Annotated in this window: 15 protein-coding genes; all 15 read right to left on the bottom strand. The window is 46.0% G+C overall.

From position 1 onward, the window contains the following. Positions 1-383 (bottom strand): hypothetical protein (locus tag ED312_RS20015; protein ID WP_148044337.1); only part of this gene is annotated, 383 nt, incomplete at its 3' end. Further along, positions 376-792 (bottom strand): hypothetical protein, encoded by a 417-nt coding sequence (locus tag ED312_RS20010; protein ID WP_148044336.1) that lies wholly within the window; start codon positions 790-792, stop codon positions 376-378. The genes ED312_RS20015 and ED312_RS20010, both read right to left, overlap by 8 nt. Beyond that, positions 786-1658 (bottom strand): hypothetical protein, encoded by an 873-nt coding sequence (locus ED312_RS20005; RefSeq protein ID WP_123217807.1) that lies wholly within the window; start codon positions 1656-1658, stop codon positions 786-788. The genes ED312_RS20010 and ED312_RS20005 overlap by 7 nt, the downstream gene beginning before the upstream one ends. 21 nt (positions 1659-1679) lie before the next feature. Continuing rightward, on the bottom strand, positions 1680-2213 hold the full coding sequence (locus ED312_RS23895; protein ID WP_123217806.1) for a hypothetical protein: 534 nt from the start codon (positions 2211-2213) through the stop codon (positions 1680-1682). Positions 2214-2382: 169 nt separating this feature from the next. Next, positions 2383-2883, bottom strand: coding sequence for an SMI1/KNR4 family protein (locus ED312_RS19995; protein WP_148044335.1), 501 nt, complete (start codon positions 2881-2883; stop codon positions 2383-2385). A 96-nt stretch (positions 2884-2979) separates the two neighbouring features. Next, the gene (locus tag ED312_RS19990) at positions 2980-4083 is read right to left on the bottom strand and encodes a DUF1266 domain-containing protein (protein ID WP_123217804.1); all 1104 of its coding nucleotides are present in this window, start codon (positions 4081-4083) and stop codon (positions 2980-2982) included. A gap of 276 nt (positions 4084-4359) precedes the next feature. Beyond that, on the bottom strand, positions 4360-6036 hold the full coding sequence (locus ED312_RS19985) for a glycoside hydrolase (protein ID WP_170164567.1): 1677 nt from the start codon (positions 6034-6036) through the stop codon (positions 4360-4362). Between the two features lie 938 nt (positions 6037-6974). Further along, a complete protein-coding gene (locus ED312_RS19980) occupies positions 6975-7391 on the bottom strand; it encodes an NUDIX hydrolase (RefSeq protein WP_123217802.1) in 417 nt (138 codons plus the stop codon). A gap of 57 nt (positions 7392-7448) precedes the next feature. Next, on the bottom strand, positions 7449-7901 hold the full coding sequence (locus ED312_RS19975) for a hypothetical protein (RefSeq protein ID WP_123217801.1): 453 nt from the start codon (positions 7899-7901) through the stop codon (positions 7449-7451). A gap of 20 nt (positions 7902-7921) precedes the next feature. Beyond that, on the bottom strand, positions 7922-9385 hold the full coding sequence (locus ED312_RS19970) for an aminotransferase class V-fold PLP-dependent enzyme (RefSeq protein WP_123217800.1): 1464 nt from the start codon (positions 9383-9385) through the stop codon (positions 7922-7924). 71 nt (positions 9386-9456) lie between these two features. Beyond that, entirely contained in the window at positions 9457-12243 is a 2787-nt protein-coding gene (locus tag ED312_RS19965; RefSeq protein WP_123217799.1) for a M16 family metallopeptidase, read from the bottom strand. 4 nt (positions 12244-12247) lie between these two features. Beyond that, entirely contained in the window at positions 12248-14194 is a 1947-nt protein-coding gene (locus ED312_RS19960) for a protein-disulfide reductase DsbD family protein (RefSeq protein WP_123217798.1), read from the bottom strand. 208 nt (positions 14195-14402) lie between these two features. Next, positions 14403-15776: a TlpA family protein disulfide reductase gene (locus ED312_RS19955; protein WP_123217797.1), complete on the bottom strand. Its 1374-nt coding sequence runs from the start codon at positions 15774-15776 to the stop codon at positions 14403-14405. Between the two features lie 47 nt (positions 15777-15823). Beyond that, positions 15824-16480, bottom strand: a complete 657-nt coding sequence (locus ED312_RS19950) for an MORN repeat-containing protein (RefSeq protein ID WP_123217796.1) — start codon at positions 16478-16480, stop codon at positions 15824-15826. Positions 16481-16552: 72 nt separating this feature from the next. Next, a complete protein-coding gene (locus ED312_RS19945) occupies positions 16553-17947 on the bottom strand; it encodes a RagB/SusD family nutrient uptake outer membrane protein (RefSeq protein WP_123217795.1) in 1395 nt (464 codons plus the stop codon). Positions 17948-18175: the final 228 nt, after the last annotated feature.

Below are 18175 nucleotides of genomic sequence, written 5' to 3'. Positions count from 1 at the left end.
ATGAGATAGACAAAGGGCGGCTCTCCTTCCGGCAGATCACCGGGCTTATTAAAAGAAAGGGCTTCCCATATATTGTCAAGGTCAAGGTCTTCCATCTCCCAATCCCCCTTTTCCGGCCGGTCAAACCCAAGGGTCAGCACCCATTCGTCATAAGTCCGCTCCGGCGGATGCTGTTCCAGCGCGTTCCGGATGGCATCCTTGTCGGCTTCATCCATTCCGGGCGTCTGGATGATTTCCTCGACGTTTTCGGCAAAGCGCCTTCGATAGTCTTTAAAGTCGGAACTTTGCCGGTAATCATGGTTTTGGGCAGCAGCTGTATCATCAGGCAAAAGGTGCCTGATCTCCGATAAGCGTTTGAGTTGGAAGGGAGGTGTTTTATTCATCTGTTTTGCTGTATTTTTTTAACCGGATTTTTAACGTATCTCTACCTATCTTCGGTTTCCATTTCAGATCTACCGGGCCGTAACCTTCTTTCTCAAAACGTACTTTCATTCGCGGCCAAAGCGGGTTGTCTATCTTATAGCTTGAAAACCTACCCAAACTATCGGTTTGCGGCGGCCGGATAACCCCGTAAGGGCCTATGGTATCCCGCAACGCTTTTTTTCTGTCATATCGCCTGTACGCTACCCCGGGAACAGGTTGCCCTGTTTCGGCATCTACCACATAGCCTTGCAGGCGTTGCATACTGTCACAGGAAAAGAACCCGAACGCCAAAGCAAGTAATAACCACAACAGGCCAGCCCGGCCTGTCCTCGATAGCATCGTTTTTATTGTATCTGTAATTGTTACCAATCTACCGCGGGTTTCTCTTTTTCCTGCAGATCCTTCACTTGCTCGTCGGACAACTTCACAGAAGATACGGTCTTGAAAACCCCATCTACCAGCTTTAAAGTAGTGGCATTTATTTGGGGTTCCTTTGCATATGAATAATCTGGATACACGTACTCGTTGAAGGTAATCTCGTTGGTTTCGGAGTTAAATTTCAAATCAATATAATCTCCTCTACGAACTTCGATGACCAGGTAATCGTAGGAATATTTTTCTGTGCCAAATGATCTTGATCCTTCTTCAAAACAACTGCCGCAGCGAGTCAGGCTATCGCCTTCGATCTTAAAAATCTGTACCACCTGATGTTTAAACCCGGAACCGTGTGTACCCGACCCGAGGGCCAGGTAGTGGGGTTTACCGTCAATGGTCAGGGTATGGATTTCATAGGTATAGGAGTCTGAATAGCCTCCTCCCTCCATTTCATCGACGGAGAACGGAGAAAGTTCTTGAACGGCCACCCGGCCCGTTTCGGTTTTAAACTGCCCGAATACGGCAATATGGTGCCAATTTCCAGTATCCTGCTCGTCCCAGGAAAATATCCTGAATTTCCCGTCATCAGTGGTAACGTTAAACAGCTTCTCTGACAGACTGTCGAACGGGTATTTTAATGTGCCGGGCTTTGTCAATTCGGTCTTGAGCCGGTTTTTGAAAAGGGGAGCCAGGCTGTCAAACCTTATCTCAGGGCTAGCCTCCATCATCGTTACATAATTACGGGTCAGGGATTGGTCCAGCTTTGTCAGTTTTGCTTTTGGAGCGCACGAAGTCAGGCAGGTTGCCAATACAATGAGGGTCAGTATAGGTGTTTTTAAGTTCATTATTATGGTAATCATAGATTTATAAAATTCACGACTCTAAAAATAAATATTGACTCCAACAGCGCGAAGTGTTATCAGGATTAAAACTAACAAAATGAGTAATACGGGCATTGCTCCCAGCACACAAATGGGGATGGCAACGATTTTTTGAATCGGGGCCCGGTGAGCTTTTTGACGAAAAAGAAAAAAGAGCCATATCGTTGTCGGAATAACCAGGAAAAGAAGTGCAAGCACATCCCTGTGGCGGCCGTATGGATAAAACAGGCCAAAATAGATCATAACCGCCAGTGTAACAAATGGTATGGGAACCAGACTGTAAAAACACAGGCGTTTGTTTATTAAACGAAAGATAACAATTCCTCCCAAATAGAAACACACGCGGGATAAGAATTTCAATACACCCGCATCCGTATCCCCGTTCTTCATTAAGTTGAAAGGGGTGGTTTCAAAGACATTCCCGATCTTTTCCTTTAAAAGAACAAGAAGTATGATTACTGACAAGATCAGCATTGCACAACTTGTAATGATACTTATTCGCTCACTTACATATTTCTTCTGAAATGTATTCATTGATTTCCATTGTCAGTTGGACCCTGCGGGCAGGGATGCACGAATTGGTCCGGCTTTTTCAGTTTTGTTTTTTGTCCGCACGAAGTCAGGCAGGTTGCCAATACAATGAGGGTCAGTATGGGTGTTTTTAAGTTCATTTATGTCTTGATAACTGATTCGTTATTTTCTTTTATACATAAAGCTCGTCTTCAATATTAGTTGTCTTACCCAGGACTTCCGTTAATGTTTTTCCGATAAAAACAGCACTTTCGTAATCCAGGTTACCAGCACTTGCCGCCACAAGATGAATATGCCTTGTATCCCGGAAATCGTAAGCGTAAAACACTCCTCCACCGTTAAAGGCAATCGGGAGGAAACAGGGAGCCCATTTCGGGAAGCCGTAAGCAAAATAGAAATACCTGATGCCCCGGAGGGAGAAATAATCAAACTCCCGGTCTCCATTGATAATCGTCCCGCCATTGGAATACCATAGTAACTTATGGAACTCTTTGGGTAAATAAAGTGAAGCCGGGATATTCACTTTCTCATCCGCCTGAAATCCGGAATACAGTTCTTCCATCTGCCAGACTTTGATTTCTTCTGCAATTAAAGGTTTTGTGAAATAGTCTGCTCCGGGCGTTTCGGTAAGTCCCGGTTGTTTATCGTAAAATCTAAGTCTGTCGTACCACATTATTTTTTCAAATTTTACAGGCATTGGTATACGCTCCCGTCAAATGAGCGGGGTTTGCCCGTCTTTTCCGATCGTCTGAACTATTTTCGGTTTGTATCATTCCTCTTTTGAGCGAAACCCTTTTATAACCGTTCCTTCCCGGTATTTCTTCTCTTGTGCTATTTGCCCGGCGAATCCGTTGCGGACATCATCAGGGAGGGCCCCTACGGATGTTTTTTTCCAGGCTACCGATTTGATGGGCCACCGACAATTGGCTTCATAGTTGTCCCATCGCTCCTTTCGCAGCCTGGTTTGGGCATACTGCCCGCTCCAGTAGGCATGGCCGAGGCGGTAATTATCGAAAAAGTCTTCAAGGCTATCAAAAATAGCGTGTGCCAGGGTCGATGCTTTCAGCATGTTGTCCCAAGCCTTGTCCTCACTGATAAGCCCGGCCATAAAGGCCTGTCGTGACATCGGGAATACCCGCCACAGGTCGAAGCCCCAGATAAGTTTCGGGGGCATTCCATTAACACTTGTACCGCAGGCAGACACGTAATTTTCCGGAAGCTCCGTCAACTCCGCCAGCCTTTTTACCAGGAGGTTGCCTTCTCCCTCTTCACTTTCCGCCGGAAAAGCCAAATGAAAGGCAAACTGCCCGCTGTGCACGCCATCCATGAGGCTTGCCACCCATTTGTCATAAGCCCTTTCGGACAGGAGGATGCCCCAATCTTCGTCCAATTGCTGTAAAAAGGGCGTTGCGGCTTCCAGGGGAAGGCTTTTGAACACGGGAGGTTTTGAAAAACGTACCTCCACCGGCCAGTGTTCCAGGCTCTCGGGCCAAAAACCATATTCAAACATCATCGGGGCGTCCAGCTGCAGAGCAGCACGTTTCTCTTCGGGCAACCAGCTAATCCCGGCCTGCCGATAATATTTGCCTTGTTCCCTTGCCTGCCTGAGCAACAGGAAGCGGGATACGCGCATAAAGGTAAACCCGAACACAACCAGGACAGTGCCGGCAGCGAGGAATGCCCGAAAATCGCCCCAAATGGTATGGGCCGTAAAATACACCAGCGCGGCGGGCACCCCAACAAAAAATACCACCAATGCAATGGCCGTGTCCCGAGGGGAATAGTTATTGCCGGGAAGGGCGTTCTCCCAGCGCGGTTTAGGCGGAAAATCCCACTCGCCTGGGTTGTTTTGGATAAAACGTTTATTTTTCATGTTCGGTTCATTTTACTAACCTTTTGGAGACTGTCCGAGCTTTATCCCTTCGATAAACTCAGGACATCGCCTTTGGGTCTTTTATGCTGCACGCACAGCCAGGTCTCTTCACCAAAATATGATCACACAAACAAAACAGTAAAATCCCGCCAATACCGGTCATAAGCCCATATTCAGGTGATTCCCAAATATAAGTATTGCATTGGCCGGATAAAATCATTATTTTCAGGGATATTACCGGCCCGGGATATCTATGGGATATCCCGAAAATCCCCCTTAATTCCGCTCTCCTACTAAAGTTATAACACTTTTTGCAGGGATCAGAACGGTCCATTTCCCGGATTCTTCTTTAGTTACAACAACTTCTTCCTTCCAGTGTACTGTACTGTTATCTGTAGTCTGGTATCCTTTGAGCTCATCCGTATCAAACCCCGGGTTTAAAGTAGTACGGTAGGCATCACTTCCCCGGTTGACTATAACTACGGTCATTTTTCCCGTATCGGGGTCCCTGTAAGCCGAAGGCAACAGGTCCTCGGGATGCTTATTCACCTTAGCCCCGAACCTTATATAACCGGGTTCGATATCTCTGGAAAAATGCCCCATGACATCGTATGTTTTAGGGAATTTCAGGGAACCGTTGATATCCCATATCAATGCCTCATTATTATCATTATCTAACATCCCAAGCCAATACACATAGGCATTTATACTATTCCCTTCCAGCGTAAGGAATTTATGCATCTGGGTTGCCAGTTTCAGTCCTGCAGACATCGATGCATCGCCCCCTTTACCAGTTGCCTGCTGCGAATCGTCACTGGCTTCGGTGAGCCATACCTTTTTATCACCCGTTGAGAAACTCCACGGTATGGGATCTGTATTTAAATCCCCATGAGTTTCCCTGCTCAGTGCTTCATTTAATGCATTATACCAACTCTCGAAATCTTCGGTATTCTCGGTTGCTTCTTCTACACGTACTAAACGCTCTCCTATATGCATCATTATCTCCTTATAACCATGCCCTGCATAAATATCTATATTGCTTCGGTCCATATTATTCAAAAATAAATCATTGGTTGCCCAACCGGCATTCTCAGGCCCTATGATCTTTACGTCCTGCAAACCTTCTTTATCTAAAGCAGGCCTGAGGTCATCAGAAATAAACCTGCCTAAATCGCCGGGCATCCAGAATGCATTTACCCATTCGCTAACCACATTATCCGGTTCGTTACTGGGTGAAATGGCGTCAAATTCTATACCCATTTCCTTGTATGCATTTACAAAACCTGCTAAATAACGGGCAAAATCAGGTCTTTTCTCAGGGTTTACTCCGTTGGCAATAAGCTTCTCTCCTTTTATATAGGGTTCAAGTATCTTTATTGATCTTTGAGCATCTTCCAAATTTGAAAATCCCGGAATTTCCGGTAATTTTACTTTCGAATGCCCCTGTGTGGAATCCAGTCTCATATACAATGGAGGGGACCATGCACTGGCAAGTTTAATGGGAACCTGGTATTTCTCCTCGACATTTTTTAATATCCAGCCCTGGGCAATTTGTTGTTTCCGGATCTCACCGAGGGAATGGTAGATACCACCAGGGCCCGCGTTTATTTCAGCATTGCCGGGTACGGTCACCTCTCCGCTATTTTCATCAAACGGATATTCATAAAGTATTTCAGCCCTGATCATATTTAACTGTAATCCACTTGGGCCCCATAAATATTCAATAATACTATCGCGGTTTTCAGATTCATAAAGCGGTTTTGCCCTTCCGGCAAAAGTTCCGAACCCGTCAATCTCCTGGTAGGTTTTGTCCCAATCGAGGGTAATTTCGGTCGAAGGATCGTCTATTTCCGTTATTATTTCATCTTCCCCGGTCCGGGGTGCACAGCCAATAACCATGAAGGAGATAGACAGGATCCCGACGGCATGGCCGAAAATTCTTTTTGACTTCATTGTATAAAATATTTGGTTCATAAAAATTGATTGATTTTCACGATTATTTCAGAGACTGTCTAAGTTTTATCCCTTCGGCAAGCTCAGGACATCGCCTTTGGTTCCTTTATTCTGCCGGCACACCAGCTGGCCCCTTCACTAAAAACAGCTACTAGCTGTTTTAGCTCACGAAACTTCTCATTTATATCAAGGTGTTCGTGAATCTTCGATTTCTTAACGTTCGGTCCTGCCATGCTTCAGCTATTTTTCGGTCCGTAGCTATGGCTATACACCTCTTGCCCTCGCGGCATCCTGGCTCCTTCGCTAAAAAAGTCTACCAGATTTTTTTTATACGCTCAGCCCTGCCTGACAAAAAAATACGCTATAATCCCGATAATTATCGGGACCAAAAACAAAATTTAGACAGTCTCTCAATATTGTCAGACACTGACCAGGCCGTTTATAAAGAATTGCATCGGGTTTAAAGCACAGGGCTTTTTTGCCCTGTGTTTATTTCAAAAGAAACCTGTACCATGAGAACTATAATTCAAAAGCGTTCCTTTTGAACAAACCAGCTCCGGGTAAACCCCTGCATACCGGTATTTCCCCTGTATTTATTTCTTTTACGATACTTTCCTGTGTATTTTCCCTGTTCGTATTGAAATTCATAATATATCCCCGCAACGGATCATGAGCAGGGACAACCTCATACACCCCTAATATCTCATTATTGTACCCGGTTTGCTTTTAAGAAAGTATCCTTTACACTAAAAATCCCTCCTCTATACTTTATATATTATAAAAGTTCAAAAAAAGGTGACAAGAATTAATACTATTTGTCGAAGCGGTTCAAATTTTTATCAATGAACTCGTTTTTAAATAACAAAATAGGGGTAAATTCACCTATTGCCATGAAAGTCTTAAAGAAGTAATATTTGGCTGACTATCCAACTGCCGCTTTATATCAGTATATTATCTTTTGCTAATTTTTCAAATACTTTCAGAACACCAATGACCTGAACCGGTTCTGAAGTATACATTTCGAGATTAAAGAATTTAACTGCTCCGATTTCGTTGCCTGGTTTGACTTCACCGGTTAACTCGTAAAAAAAGCAGTCCTGCTCCATGATGACACTGGTATTTTCACCATATGCAGGTGCAGATATATGGCAGTAGTAGCTTAATTTTTCGGGAATTATTTCGATATTCAGTTCTTCACGTATCTCCCTTATCAGCGATTGTAATGAAGTTTCACCTTTGTCTACTTTTCCACCCGGCAGATACCATGCGTTTTTATTATTGCTGTACGCTAATAATAATTTATGATCCCTAACTACAATTAAACCTGTTGTTGGCAGTGCTATATCATTACCCATTATCTTCTTTTTTTTTGATCCATTTTCCGGTGAGCACTTCAGAAAGTTCTTCCGATTCTATATTTCTTCATGTAATATTACCTTTCCATCATGCGTTTTATTGACGATAATGACCAGGCTGGGGCGTACGGAGAACGACATGTTTTCGCCGGTTCGGACGCTGTAGGTAAAGACCACCTCGCCCGATGCTGTTCGCTGCAGGCTCACCGGCTTGATTGATGTGTCTTTATCCGTTTCCGGGAGGGCCACGGCAATGACGAATTGCCTGGTGAAGTCAATGGCAGTGGGCATACCGTTTTTACCCATCGTTGCCGCTGCACCGAATACCGCTTCAAATTGTCCGGCCGTTTCGATTTTCGGATCGGGTAATTCTTCCACGTCGTTTTTTACAAAATAATTTTCCGCTACCTCGAAGGGAATGTCGGTCGATTTCGCCGTGCGCTGGCAGGCTGCCACAGCCAGGCCTGCTATGCCCAGTACACAAATCATGTACATAAAGGATTTCATCATTTTTTGTTTTTTTTAATTGTTTATAAAGCGGCAAATACCCGGCCCGGGCTTACCTCCGGAGAGGTTGTACTAAAAGGTTCGAACTCGTTGTTTACAGGGTTATAGCTGTAATCCTTTTGCCATGTTTCCTTATGCCGGATAATCTCACGAAGGGCACCCGTGATATATACTACTTCCTCCGGGGACATTGTCGGGTGCAGGGAAACACGTACCCAACCCGGTTTGTTCACCAGGTTTGTCCGGTCTATTTCACGCATCATCCCCGCTGAGGTTACTTTATCAATACCACACAGGTAATGGGCATAGGTACTGGCACAGGACCAGCCTCCCCGGACCTGGATCCCGAAACGGTCATTGAGTAATCGCACTACCAGGTTGTAATGAATATCTTCAATATTCAGGGACACACATCCGATACGTTTGGCATTACTATCTCCTATGTATTTGATTTGAGGTACATTTTTCAGTTCCCCGTAAAACCGTTGAAGCAGCTTTTCCTCCTGTAATGCCATCAGGTCCGGATTCATCTTTTCTTTGAGTTTTATGGCCAGTGCCGCCCTTATAACCTGTAAAATTCCAGGGGTTCCCCCGTCCTCCCGTGTTTCTATATCTTCGAAATACGAATATCCTCCCCAGGGATCGGTCCATTTTACATTACCTCCCCCGGGACAATCGGGAACTTCATTTCCGTAGAGCTTTTTATTGAAAATCAATATGCCGCAAGCTCCGGGTCCGCCCAAAAACTTATGGGGAGAGAAGAAAACAGCATCCGGTCGTCCGGCTTCGTCTTCCGGTTGCATATCGATCGGCACATAAGGGGCCGAGGCGGCAAAATCCAGAAAACACAGCCCGCCATGGGCATGCATGGTTTTAACCAATTTCGTGTAATCCACGATCTCCCCGGTTACATTGGAGCAAGCCGTAAATGAACCGATTTTCAGTTTACGGTCCTTATATTTCTCCAATAATTCTTCCAGATAGCCAAAATCCGGCTTCAGATGCCTGTCCGGGTGGATCATCTCCACATCCGCATGGGTCTCCAGCCAGGGTACGTGATTGGAATGGTGTTCCATATGCGTGATAAACACCACAGGTTTTCCCCCCGGGTCCCGGTACTGGTACTTCCGAAGTCTCATGATCCGTTGCAGACAGGCCAGTGCGCCGGTCATCCCCGATCCTGTGGTGACCAGGACATCGTCTTCGCCTGCATTGACATGCTTTTTTATGATGCTGCGGGCTTCAAGGTACAGGTTTGTAGTAATTTTACCGGTCTCACTGGAAAAGGAATGCGTATTGGCAAAGAAAGGGGCTACTTCCTCTACGATCCTTTTTTCTATGGGCATGTATAACCTCCCGCTGGCCACCCAGTCGGCATATAACATTTTTTGCACGCCGTAGGGTGAGCGGAATGCCTGGTGCTCACCGATAATATGTGTTTTAAAACTACTGAAATGTTCGTCCAGGGCAGCTAATCTCTTATTCATTTTTTCCTTTGTTAAGCTTGTTAGCAATGAACTCGTTTAAGATTCTGTCTAAGTTATATATGGTTTATTACTCAAGATTTGGGAACCAGTACACCTTCCACAACATCGGCATTTCCCGATATGGTACGGGCCATTTCCCTGATGTCATCCATGCTTATCCTGTTTACGGTTTCTATATATTCTTCAAGGGTATGGATTTTTCTTCCGTAAAAAACATGGGAGGTCAGCACATTTATCCAATAGCCGTTATTGTCAACGGCTTCTTTCATTCCTTTTATCATCGATTCCTTCACTTCCCGTAATTTTTTGGCATCTACGGTCTCCCCCAGTTTATTCACTTCGGCATAGACTACCTCCACCAGTCGGTCTACCATATCGGGGTTGCAATCGAAACTTACAGACAGGGTGTATTGCGGCCGGGGGATATCCCCCAAGGATGCCCATGCCCCTACGCCATAGCTACCGCCTTCTTCTTCGCGGATGATATCGTGATAATTCTTTTGCAACAACTGGCCTACCATACTTACTTTCATGCTGTTTTCAAAAGTATAAGGCATGCTGCCCTTATATATAATATTTACCGTGGCCTGGGGGGTCTCCATATCTTCGGTTACCCGGACCACCGTTTTTCCTTTGGCGGGCCGGTATTTGTGGTCGATATAGGTTTCTGTCCTCTTTTCCGCCTTTATGTTGCCTATATATTTTTGGGCCAGTCCCAGTAGTTGCTGTTCGTCAATATCTCCAACGAATACAAAGGTAAAATCGTCAATACCACGGAAACGGTCGGCATATACTTTCTTTATTTTTTCCAGATCTACCCGGTCCAGGTATTCACGGTTAAACAACTGTGTCCTTTTATGATGCGTTGTCAAGGCCATGGACATGGAATCCTCTAAAATGCTTTTTTTGTTTTTTTGCTTCTGCTCCAGGTTTTTGGCTATGCGTTCCAGGGTGAGGTCATAGGCTTCCTCTTCAAACCTCGGAGCTTCAAAGCTGAGGTATATTTTCTGGAACAGCACTTCTATATCTGATTTCGTACTGTTCCCTGACAAAGATTCCGACAGCTCATCTATGGAGAGTCCCAGGGATGTACTTGTACCGGCCAACTTTTTATTTAATGCTATCGCATCAAAACTTCCCAATCCGGATTGGGCGGCTACACCGGTAGCCTCCCCTGCAGAAGGCAGAAGGTCTTTGTCCAACAGGGAATTCCCTCCGGGACTGTATGCTACCATATATATCTCATCCTTGTCATAAGGGGTAGGGAAAATAACCACTTTGGCCCCGTTGGCCAGTTCGTACTGACGCGCATCCAGCCCGGTAATCCCGGTAGTCTTTACTACAGGCTGTTCCTTCAGGCCGGCAGCGATCAGGGGGGTGTCGTCCGTACTGTCGGTATAGGGTTCCGGGTCCAGGGCGGTTACCTTTTTAAAACGTTGTACAAATTCGTCTTTGCCCGGGTGGGGCTTTTCGGAGGAGCCTTTTACGGCCATCAGGATATCCTCTTCTTTGTATACGGTGCCCATATAGTCCAGGATATCCGCATTGGTAATGGTTTCCAGGCGGTCCGCCACATAGTTTACATGCCAGGTTATGTCCGGAAGAGGATTGCCGGTAAAGTAATGCTGGTATAGCCGCTGGGCGTAGGTGTCACTGCTGATCTTATCCTTGTTTTTCAGATAGGAAAGGTTGCTGTTTTTGATGGACAGTTTTGCCCGTTGCAATTCACTTTCCGTGACCCCGTGCCTTACAAACCGGAGGAGTTCGGTAAGGGCAAATTCGAAACTCTCCAATTCCATATCGGTCTTGGGCTGTATGTAAAGCCCCATAATATCCAATGGCCGTACAAAGTTCGAATATGAATAGCCGACAGACAAGGCGGGGCATTCCTTTTTAACGGTCTGTTCCTTGTACCGGTTATTCAAGATATACGAAACCACATTTTTTATCAACTGATCATCCAGGTATTCATATCCCCTCAGATCTTTGACCTTGTTCCTGATTATAAACTCAATACTGGTAGTCCCCACTTCCTTGTCCAGCGACTTGATAAAATGAATATCCCCGTCCAGTGCGATATCAAAGTCCTTTCGTTCGGGCAGGTCTTTTTTCAGGGGAATGGGTGAAAACACCTCTTTTATTTTCGCCTCCATAACATCCACATCGATATCCCCTACCACGATAACCGCCTGCTGGTCGGGACGGTACCACCATTTGTAGTAATCCCGGAGTTCGTCGTATTTAAAATTGTTGACCACGGACATGAGTCCTATGGGCATACGATCGGCATAAACGGAGCCTTTCATTACGCCTTCGGTGTACACCTTTTCCGCAACCCGGAAACCGGGGGTGTTCCCTGTTCTCCACTCTTCATTGATTACCCCCCTTTCGACATCGATCTCTTCCTCGGTAAGGGAGAGGTAACCCGACCAGTCGTGCAGGACCAGCAGGGTGGAATCGAGCAGTTTTTCATTGGTTACGGGGACTTTGCTGATGTTGTATACCGTTTCGTCAAAGGAGGTAAAGGCATTGATTTCAGACCCGAATGTAATCCCGTTTTTTTCCAGGTATTCCATCATGCTTTTTTCCGGGAAATGGTCCAGCCCGTTAAAGGCCATGTGTTCGAGAAAGTGTGCCAGCCCCCTTTGTGATTCCTTTTCGAGAACAGACCCCACATTCTGGGCAAAATAAAAGGATGCCCTTTCCTTCGGCTCCTCATTGTGCTTGATGTAATATTTCATGCCATTGGGCAATACCCCCTGCCGGACAGCCGGGTCAAAAGGGACTTTATCCCTGGACTGGGCATTTAAACCGGCTACTACCAACAGTAGCAACCCTGTTATTTTACGTATTCTCATAGACTTATTTTATCTCTGTTATTCCGGCTTTAAGCCAGTTGTAATAGGTTTCCGTATCGGTGTATTTCTGTGAAGGGCCCATCAGTTCCATATCCGGGGTCATGATCACATAATAAGGCTGTGAAGCCGTATGAAAATTGATCGCCTGGAAGGTCGCCCACTTCTCCCCTATGGTCCGGATTTGCTTTACACGGCCCGACTTCAATTGATAATTGAACTGTTTGTCTTCGGGAAGTTCTTTCCTATCGTCAATATACAGGGAGATCAGAACATATTCTTCATTGATCAGGTCGTACACCTTGGGTACACTCCATACATTCTCTTCCATCTTCCGGCAGTTGACACACGCCCATCCCGTAAAATCCAACAATATCGGTTTGTTATTCGCTTTGGCATAGGCCAGGCCTTCGTCAAAGTCCTTAAAACAGTTAATTTCCAAAGGACAATCGCTCACCTGGGGTTTGATACTGTAGAACATCGGTGGCGGAAAACCGCTGAGCAGCCTGAGGTTCGCTCCCCAAACCCCAGGAACCAGGTAAATCACAAAGGCCGTGACCAGCACTCCGGTAGCGATACGTACAAATCCCGGTTTCTTCAAAGGGCCATCATGCGGAAACCTGATCTTGCCGAACAGGTAAACGGCCATCAAAGCAAAGATCACGATCCAGATGCCGATAAATATCTCCCGTTTCAGGAGGCCCCAGTGTTCGACCAAATCGGCATTGGACAAAAACTTAAAGGCCAGGGCCAGTTCCAGGAAGCCCAGCACCACTTTGACCGTGGTCATCCAGCCGCCTGATTTCGGCAAAGAGTTCAGCCAGTTCGGGAACAGGGCAAACAGGGCAAAGGGCAGCGCCAGGGCAAACCCAAAGCCGGTGATACCCGCTGTGAGCTGGGTGGCCCCTCCTTCTGCCGTCAGTGAACCGACCAGTAAAGAGCCCAGTATAGGACCGGTACATGAAAAAGATACGATAGCCAGGGTCAGGGCCATAAAGAAAATGCCGATGATCCCCCCCGCACCAGAGGCCGAATCCATCTTATTCCCCCAGGAGCTGGGCAGGGTCAGTTCGTAATACCCGAAAAAGGAAAAGGAAAAGAACACAAAAATCACAAAGAAGGCGATATTGAGCCACACATTAGTCGAGATCGTGTTCAGTATCTCCGGGTCTATGCTGTCCAGGAAATGGAACGGCAGGCTCAACAGCATATAGATCAATACGATAAACACGCCGTAGAGGATGGCATTGGAAATCCCTTTCTTGCGGTTGCCCGACTGTTTGGTAAAGAAGGAAACCGTTAACGGGATCATAGGGAACACGCAAGGGGTCAGCAAAGCTAACAGCCCTCCCAGAAAGCCCAGCACAAAAATGCCCATAAGGCCGCTTCCGCCGCTTTGGCCCTGTGTACCCGTGTTTAACGCTTCCGGGTTTTTAAGGTCCAGTTTTAAGCTTTTGGACAAAAGGGCACTCTTTTCATCCACTTCCAGTTGTTTCACTTCTGCCTTACCCCCATCCAGCGAAAAGGCCAGGTCGGCATTGTCAAAAATACAACTTTGGTCGTCACAGGCCTGGTATTCTACCAGTCCCCGTATCGCCTTGAGACCGGGCTTCAGCAGTTTGATCTTTTGTTTGAAAACGGCTTCCCCGTCAAAATAGGAAAGCTCCATGTCGAAGATATTGTCGTATTCCGTATACGATTCACTTTCTTCCAGGTCCCCGACCAGTTCGTAATCCTCCCCTGCCCCTTCAAAGGTAAAGGAGGTCGGGATGGGGCCGTCTCCGGGGATATCTGTAGTATACAGGTGCCAGTGTTCTATGATGGAGGCTGTCATGACCAGCTGGTATTCGGTGTCAGACAGCTTTTCTACCGAGGTATTCCACGTCACCTGCCCGGCCTGTGGGAAAACCGCGTTCAATAACAATCCGGCCACTAAAGAAAAAAGATACTTCATCAGTTCATGTTTTTTATAAGCGCTTTTTTAGAGCATCTTTAAAAAGGATTTCATTGACTAAAAAATGTCCTTCCTGCCTGCCGGCGAGGCAGGTTTGCGCCGGCGCACTACCCGGCCCCTTCACTAAAAACAACCCCGGCTGTTTTGGCTCACAAAGCTTCTTATTTATATAAAGGTGTTCGTTATCATAGGTTTCTTAAGGTCCGTCCTATAAAATCCTGTCAAACAATTTTTTCAGATCGGGGGAAGAAGGACGGGGGGCATTGGACGATACTATAGTTCCCTCAGGATCGATCAGTATAAAATGAGGTATTCCTGCTATCAGATATGCTGTGACAAATTCCGACTCAAAGGCATTATCGGCCAGTAATTGTATACCTTTGAGCTCTTTTTCTTCTATCATGGCCCTCCATTTGTCATGGTCTTTTTCCTGGTCTATGGAAATGCTTACAAATTCGATGTTCTTATCCCGGTACTCTTCCTCCGCTTTCTTTAAAAACGGTATTTCCGCCCTACACGGCCCGCACCAGGTAGCCCATACATCGATATAGACATATTTTCCCTTAAGGTCGTCCAGCGAGGTGGTCCCCCCCGCATAATTTTCGTAGTCCGTAAACCCGGGCGACGGATTCCCTTTGGCCAGGGCCCTTAAGCCGTTGTACATTTTTTCGATCTCAGCATTGTTGTCCTTATCCGTAGAGGCCGCTTTAAAAGCCGTATAATATTCTTCGCGTTCGTTCTCATCCACGTAAGTAATAGAACTACGTACCGCACCAAACAACATCTTGTTCCTGATGGCTTCATTGGAAATAGTTTCCAGAGCCTTTAAATAGGCAAATGCCACAGGCAATGAATCCTGTTTCACCAGTTTATGAGCTTCTTCAGCGTAATGGCGGTTCAACACTTCCTTGTAAGCCTGGGAAAAATTATAATCCTCTTCACGGTTATAATCTATGTCATCCAGTTCGTCCAAAAATCCGTCCGACACTTTAAAATCCTCGTTTTGGGTAACATAACCATGCCAATTCTCATATTCCTGCAACGTTTGTAAATACTCATAATCCAGGTTCCTCTTTTCCTTTTTCATAAAATCCTCGCTTATGCCCCCTTTCATCGAGTCGAGCGCCCCGGTCAACGTTTTTCTTATCCGGTCATTAGCTTCTTTAAACTCCATCTCCTGCTGCTGAAAAAACAGCTTGGGGTCTTTCCCCATTAAATCGGCCTGGGTTTTTCTTTTTAATATCAGATACTCGCTTGGGGCTGAACCTTTACCCGAAATGGCCAGTGTGTTCTGAAAATCGGCGGCATCCCCGTTTATGGCAATATCGCTTCCTTTGCCCAGGTACAACTGCAGGCCTCCCAGTGTAAAATGCCCTCCGAGTTTTTCCCGGATGGTATCGGAAAAACTGCCGTCTTCACGGAGTTCCAACCTTTTTGAAAATTTCATGTCCGCAGAGTAAAGCGTCAATTCTTTTTCCACATTTTTTATTTTACCCGATACCACGGCGTAATCCACAGGGGTTTTCGTACAGGAAACCGCAAAAAGCACCAGGCCCGACAGGGTGTAAATCGTTTTTTTCATCTGTTTTGTTTTTTTATAATCTGTTAATTTTTAATGATGAACCCTAATTACAGTGATATATTGACTTCCCAGTTGCCTTCGCTGTAAATGTCAAAAACCGCCTGGTGGGTAAAGGTGCCCAGCTGAATTTCCACCTCTACAAATTCCAGGGGGAACCGGGGCGAAGTAAACACTATTCCATTCCGGTTCTCCGTTACGGAATTATTCCGGTCCTTTACTGCAATTCCACTGGAAACCATATTACCATTGGCATATACATTGATCCTCACCTGGTTGATATCGCCCGCATTCTTCCGGAAAGAAATGTTACGGACGTCCCGTTGGGTGATAACCTTATAGGCTTCCTTATGGGTACCTATATACTCTCCCTTTTTAAAAAAGCCCCTTTTAACCGTATTTTCTCCTGATCCCGACTTTTGAACCAGTTCTCCCTCACCATGCATATCGCCCTTTGTAAACTCTCCCGTATATACAGAACCATCCCCCCAGGTATAAATGCCGTAACCATGCAACTGCCCTTTCCTGAACCCGCCTTCATACCTATCGGTTTCTCCCCAGGCCTGTCCTTTACCATGGGCCAGGCCCTTTTTACAATCACCTTCGTATTTCTGGTTTAAGCGGGAATCCTTTACCACGCACTCTTGCGCTGATAACCAGTTAGCTGTAAAAAACAGTACGAATATTCCTAATACTTTTTTTTTCATATTGATATTTGTTTATTCACTTATTGTTCACTATTGTGCCTTGCCGTTGTTTTTAACAGGGCAACGGAATGCTCAGGGGTAATCTCTCGGATTTTGTTGTATATCCGGGTTAAAGATCAATACGGCATCCGGGATCGGAAATACCCAATTGTTGTCTTCGGGCCTCAATATGTAGGTTTCCCCTTTCATGGTATGGGTAACGGTAGTGGCGAATTCCGGTTCCAGGTTAAGGCGCTTAAGGTCGAACAGGCGTATACCGGTAAAGAGCATTTCCCTCCTTCGTTCATCGAGTACAAAGGCCAGTGTTTCCCGGTCTGAAGCAAAGTCGGAACCGGTTAAGTCTTCATATACCTCCCCGGGCAATCTCTTGGAACGGAGCAGGTTTATATCGTTGAGCGCTTTGGCCCCGGCCCCCAACCTCGCGTGGCATTCGGCCCGAACCAGGTACATTTCCGGAACAGAGGTATTAATACTTGCCGTAAAAGAGCCTCCATTCGAATAACGTCCTTCTACGCATTCCCCCGTGATATAACAAGGTGTTCTTAGTAATCTGGCAAGCCGGTAATCCCCGGGGTCGTAAAGTTCCTGCAACTCATCTGACAGCCATACGGTAAAAGGAAATCCGGCCCCCATATAACTGCCCATGTATTGTTCGGTCCTGATGGGTGCATTGTTCTCTTCACCTTCCACTTCCGCTTCCAAAGCAGCATAATCTGTCAATTGCCCATTCCGGGCAATAGCCCTGTCCGCGTTTAAAAGCGCTTTCTCATAATCACCTGCAAACAGGTAGTACCTGGCCAGCAAGGCATAGGCTGCCGTTTTATCCGGGCGGGCAAAATTAACCGCTTTGTCAGGCAGGTCGGCAACGGACTCTTCCACCTCTTTTATTATAAAATCGTAGACCTCCTGTACGGAAGAGCGCAAAGGTGTGTCTCCCGAGGCATCGGGTACGGTAACCAGGGGGACCCCCGGGTCTGAAGCCGCCGATACCGGGTTGTACTGCCTGGCAAACAGATTGACCAGCAGCCAGTATTCAAACGACCTGCCCACACGGGCTTCGGCCTTTATGCGTTGCCTGTCTGCCGCTACGCCGTTCCCCGTTACCGGGGCATCATCTATCCCGTCGATGATCACATTATAAGTATATATAAAATTATAAGGTGTCTGCCAGGCTCCGGGAACGCTTCCTTCCCGGTATAAATCGCCTGCCCATCTATAGAACTTAAATTGCGGATTATCGGGGGTTACATTTTCATCATCTTCAAGTTCGTACGGAAAGAAATCATCGGAACTGAAATACAGTTCATCTCCAAACGACCTGTGATCGTTCAGATCATTCAGCAATAAATCATATTCACCTACCTCCCGGGGAATAATCTGCCCCTTAGGTTCTACATCCATGTAATCATCACATGCCCCCGTTGCCAGTAACCCGGCGAATATGAATAGTCTATATCGTGTTTTCATATTTGTTTGAATTTTGAGGTCCGAAGCCGGAAGTCTGAAGTTAATTTTACTCCTGACTTCGGACTTCCGACTTTTTCATTATTCCTCAATGTGTAAACTAACAATGTCTTTGTTTCAATAGTTCGTTAAAAAATTAAGCGGCGATGGTGCCGTATAGTAAAAGTTCGTTGATATATTTCTGATTTTTGTTCAAGTGTGGGTTGATCCCAAAGGTTGAAAAAAATCGGT

The organism is Sinomicrobium pectinilyticum (genome assembly GCF_003725735.1).
GTDB classification, from domain to species: domain Bacteria; phylum Bacteroidota; class Bacteroidia; order Flavobacteriales; family Flavobacteriaceae; genus Sinomicrobium; species Sinomicrobium pectinilyticum.
Note: the sequence above shows the minus strand (reverse complement) of the source record. Positions and strands in the feature narration are given on the sequence as shown.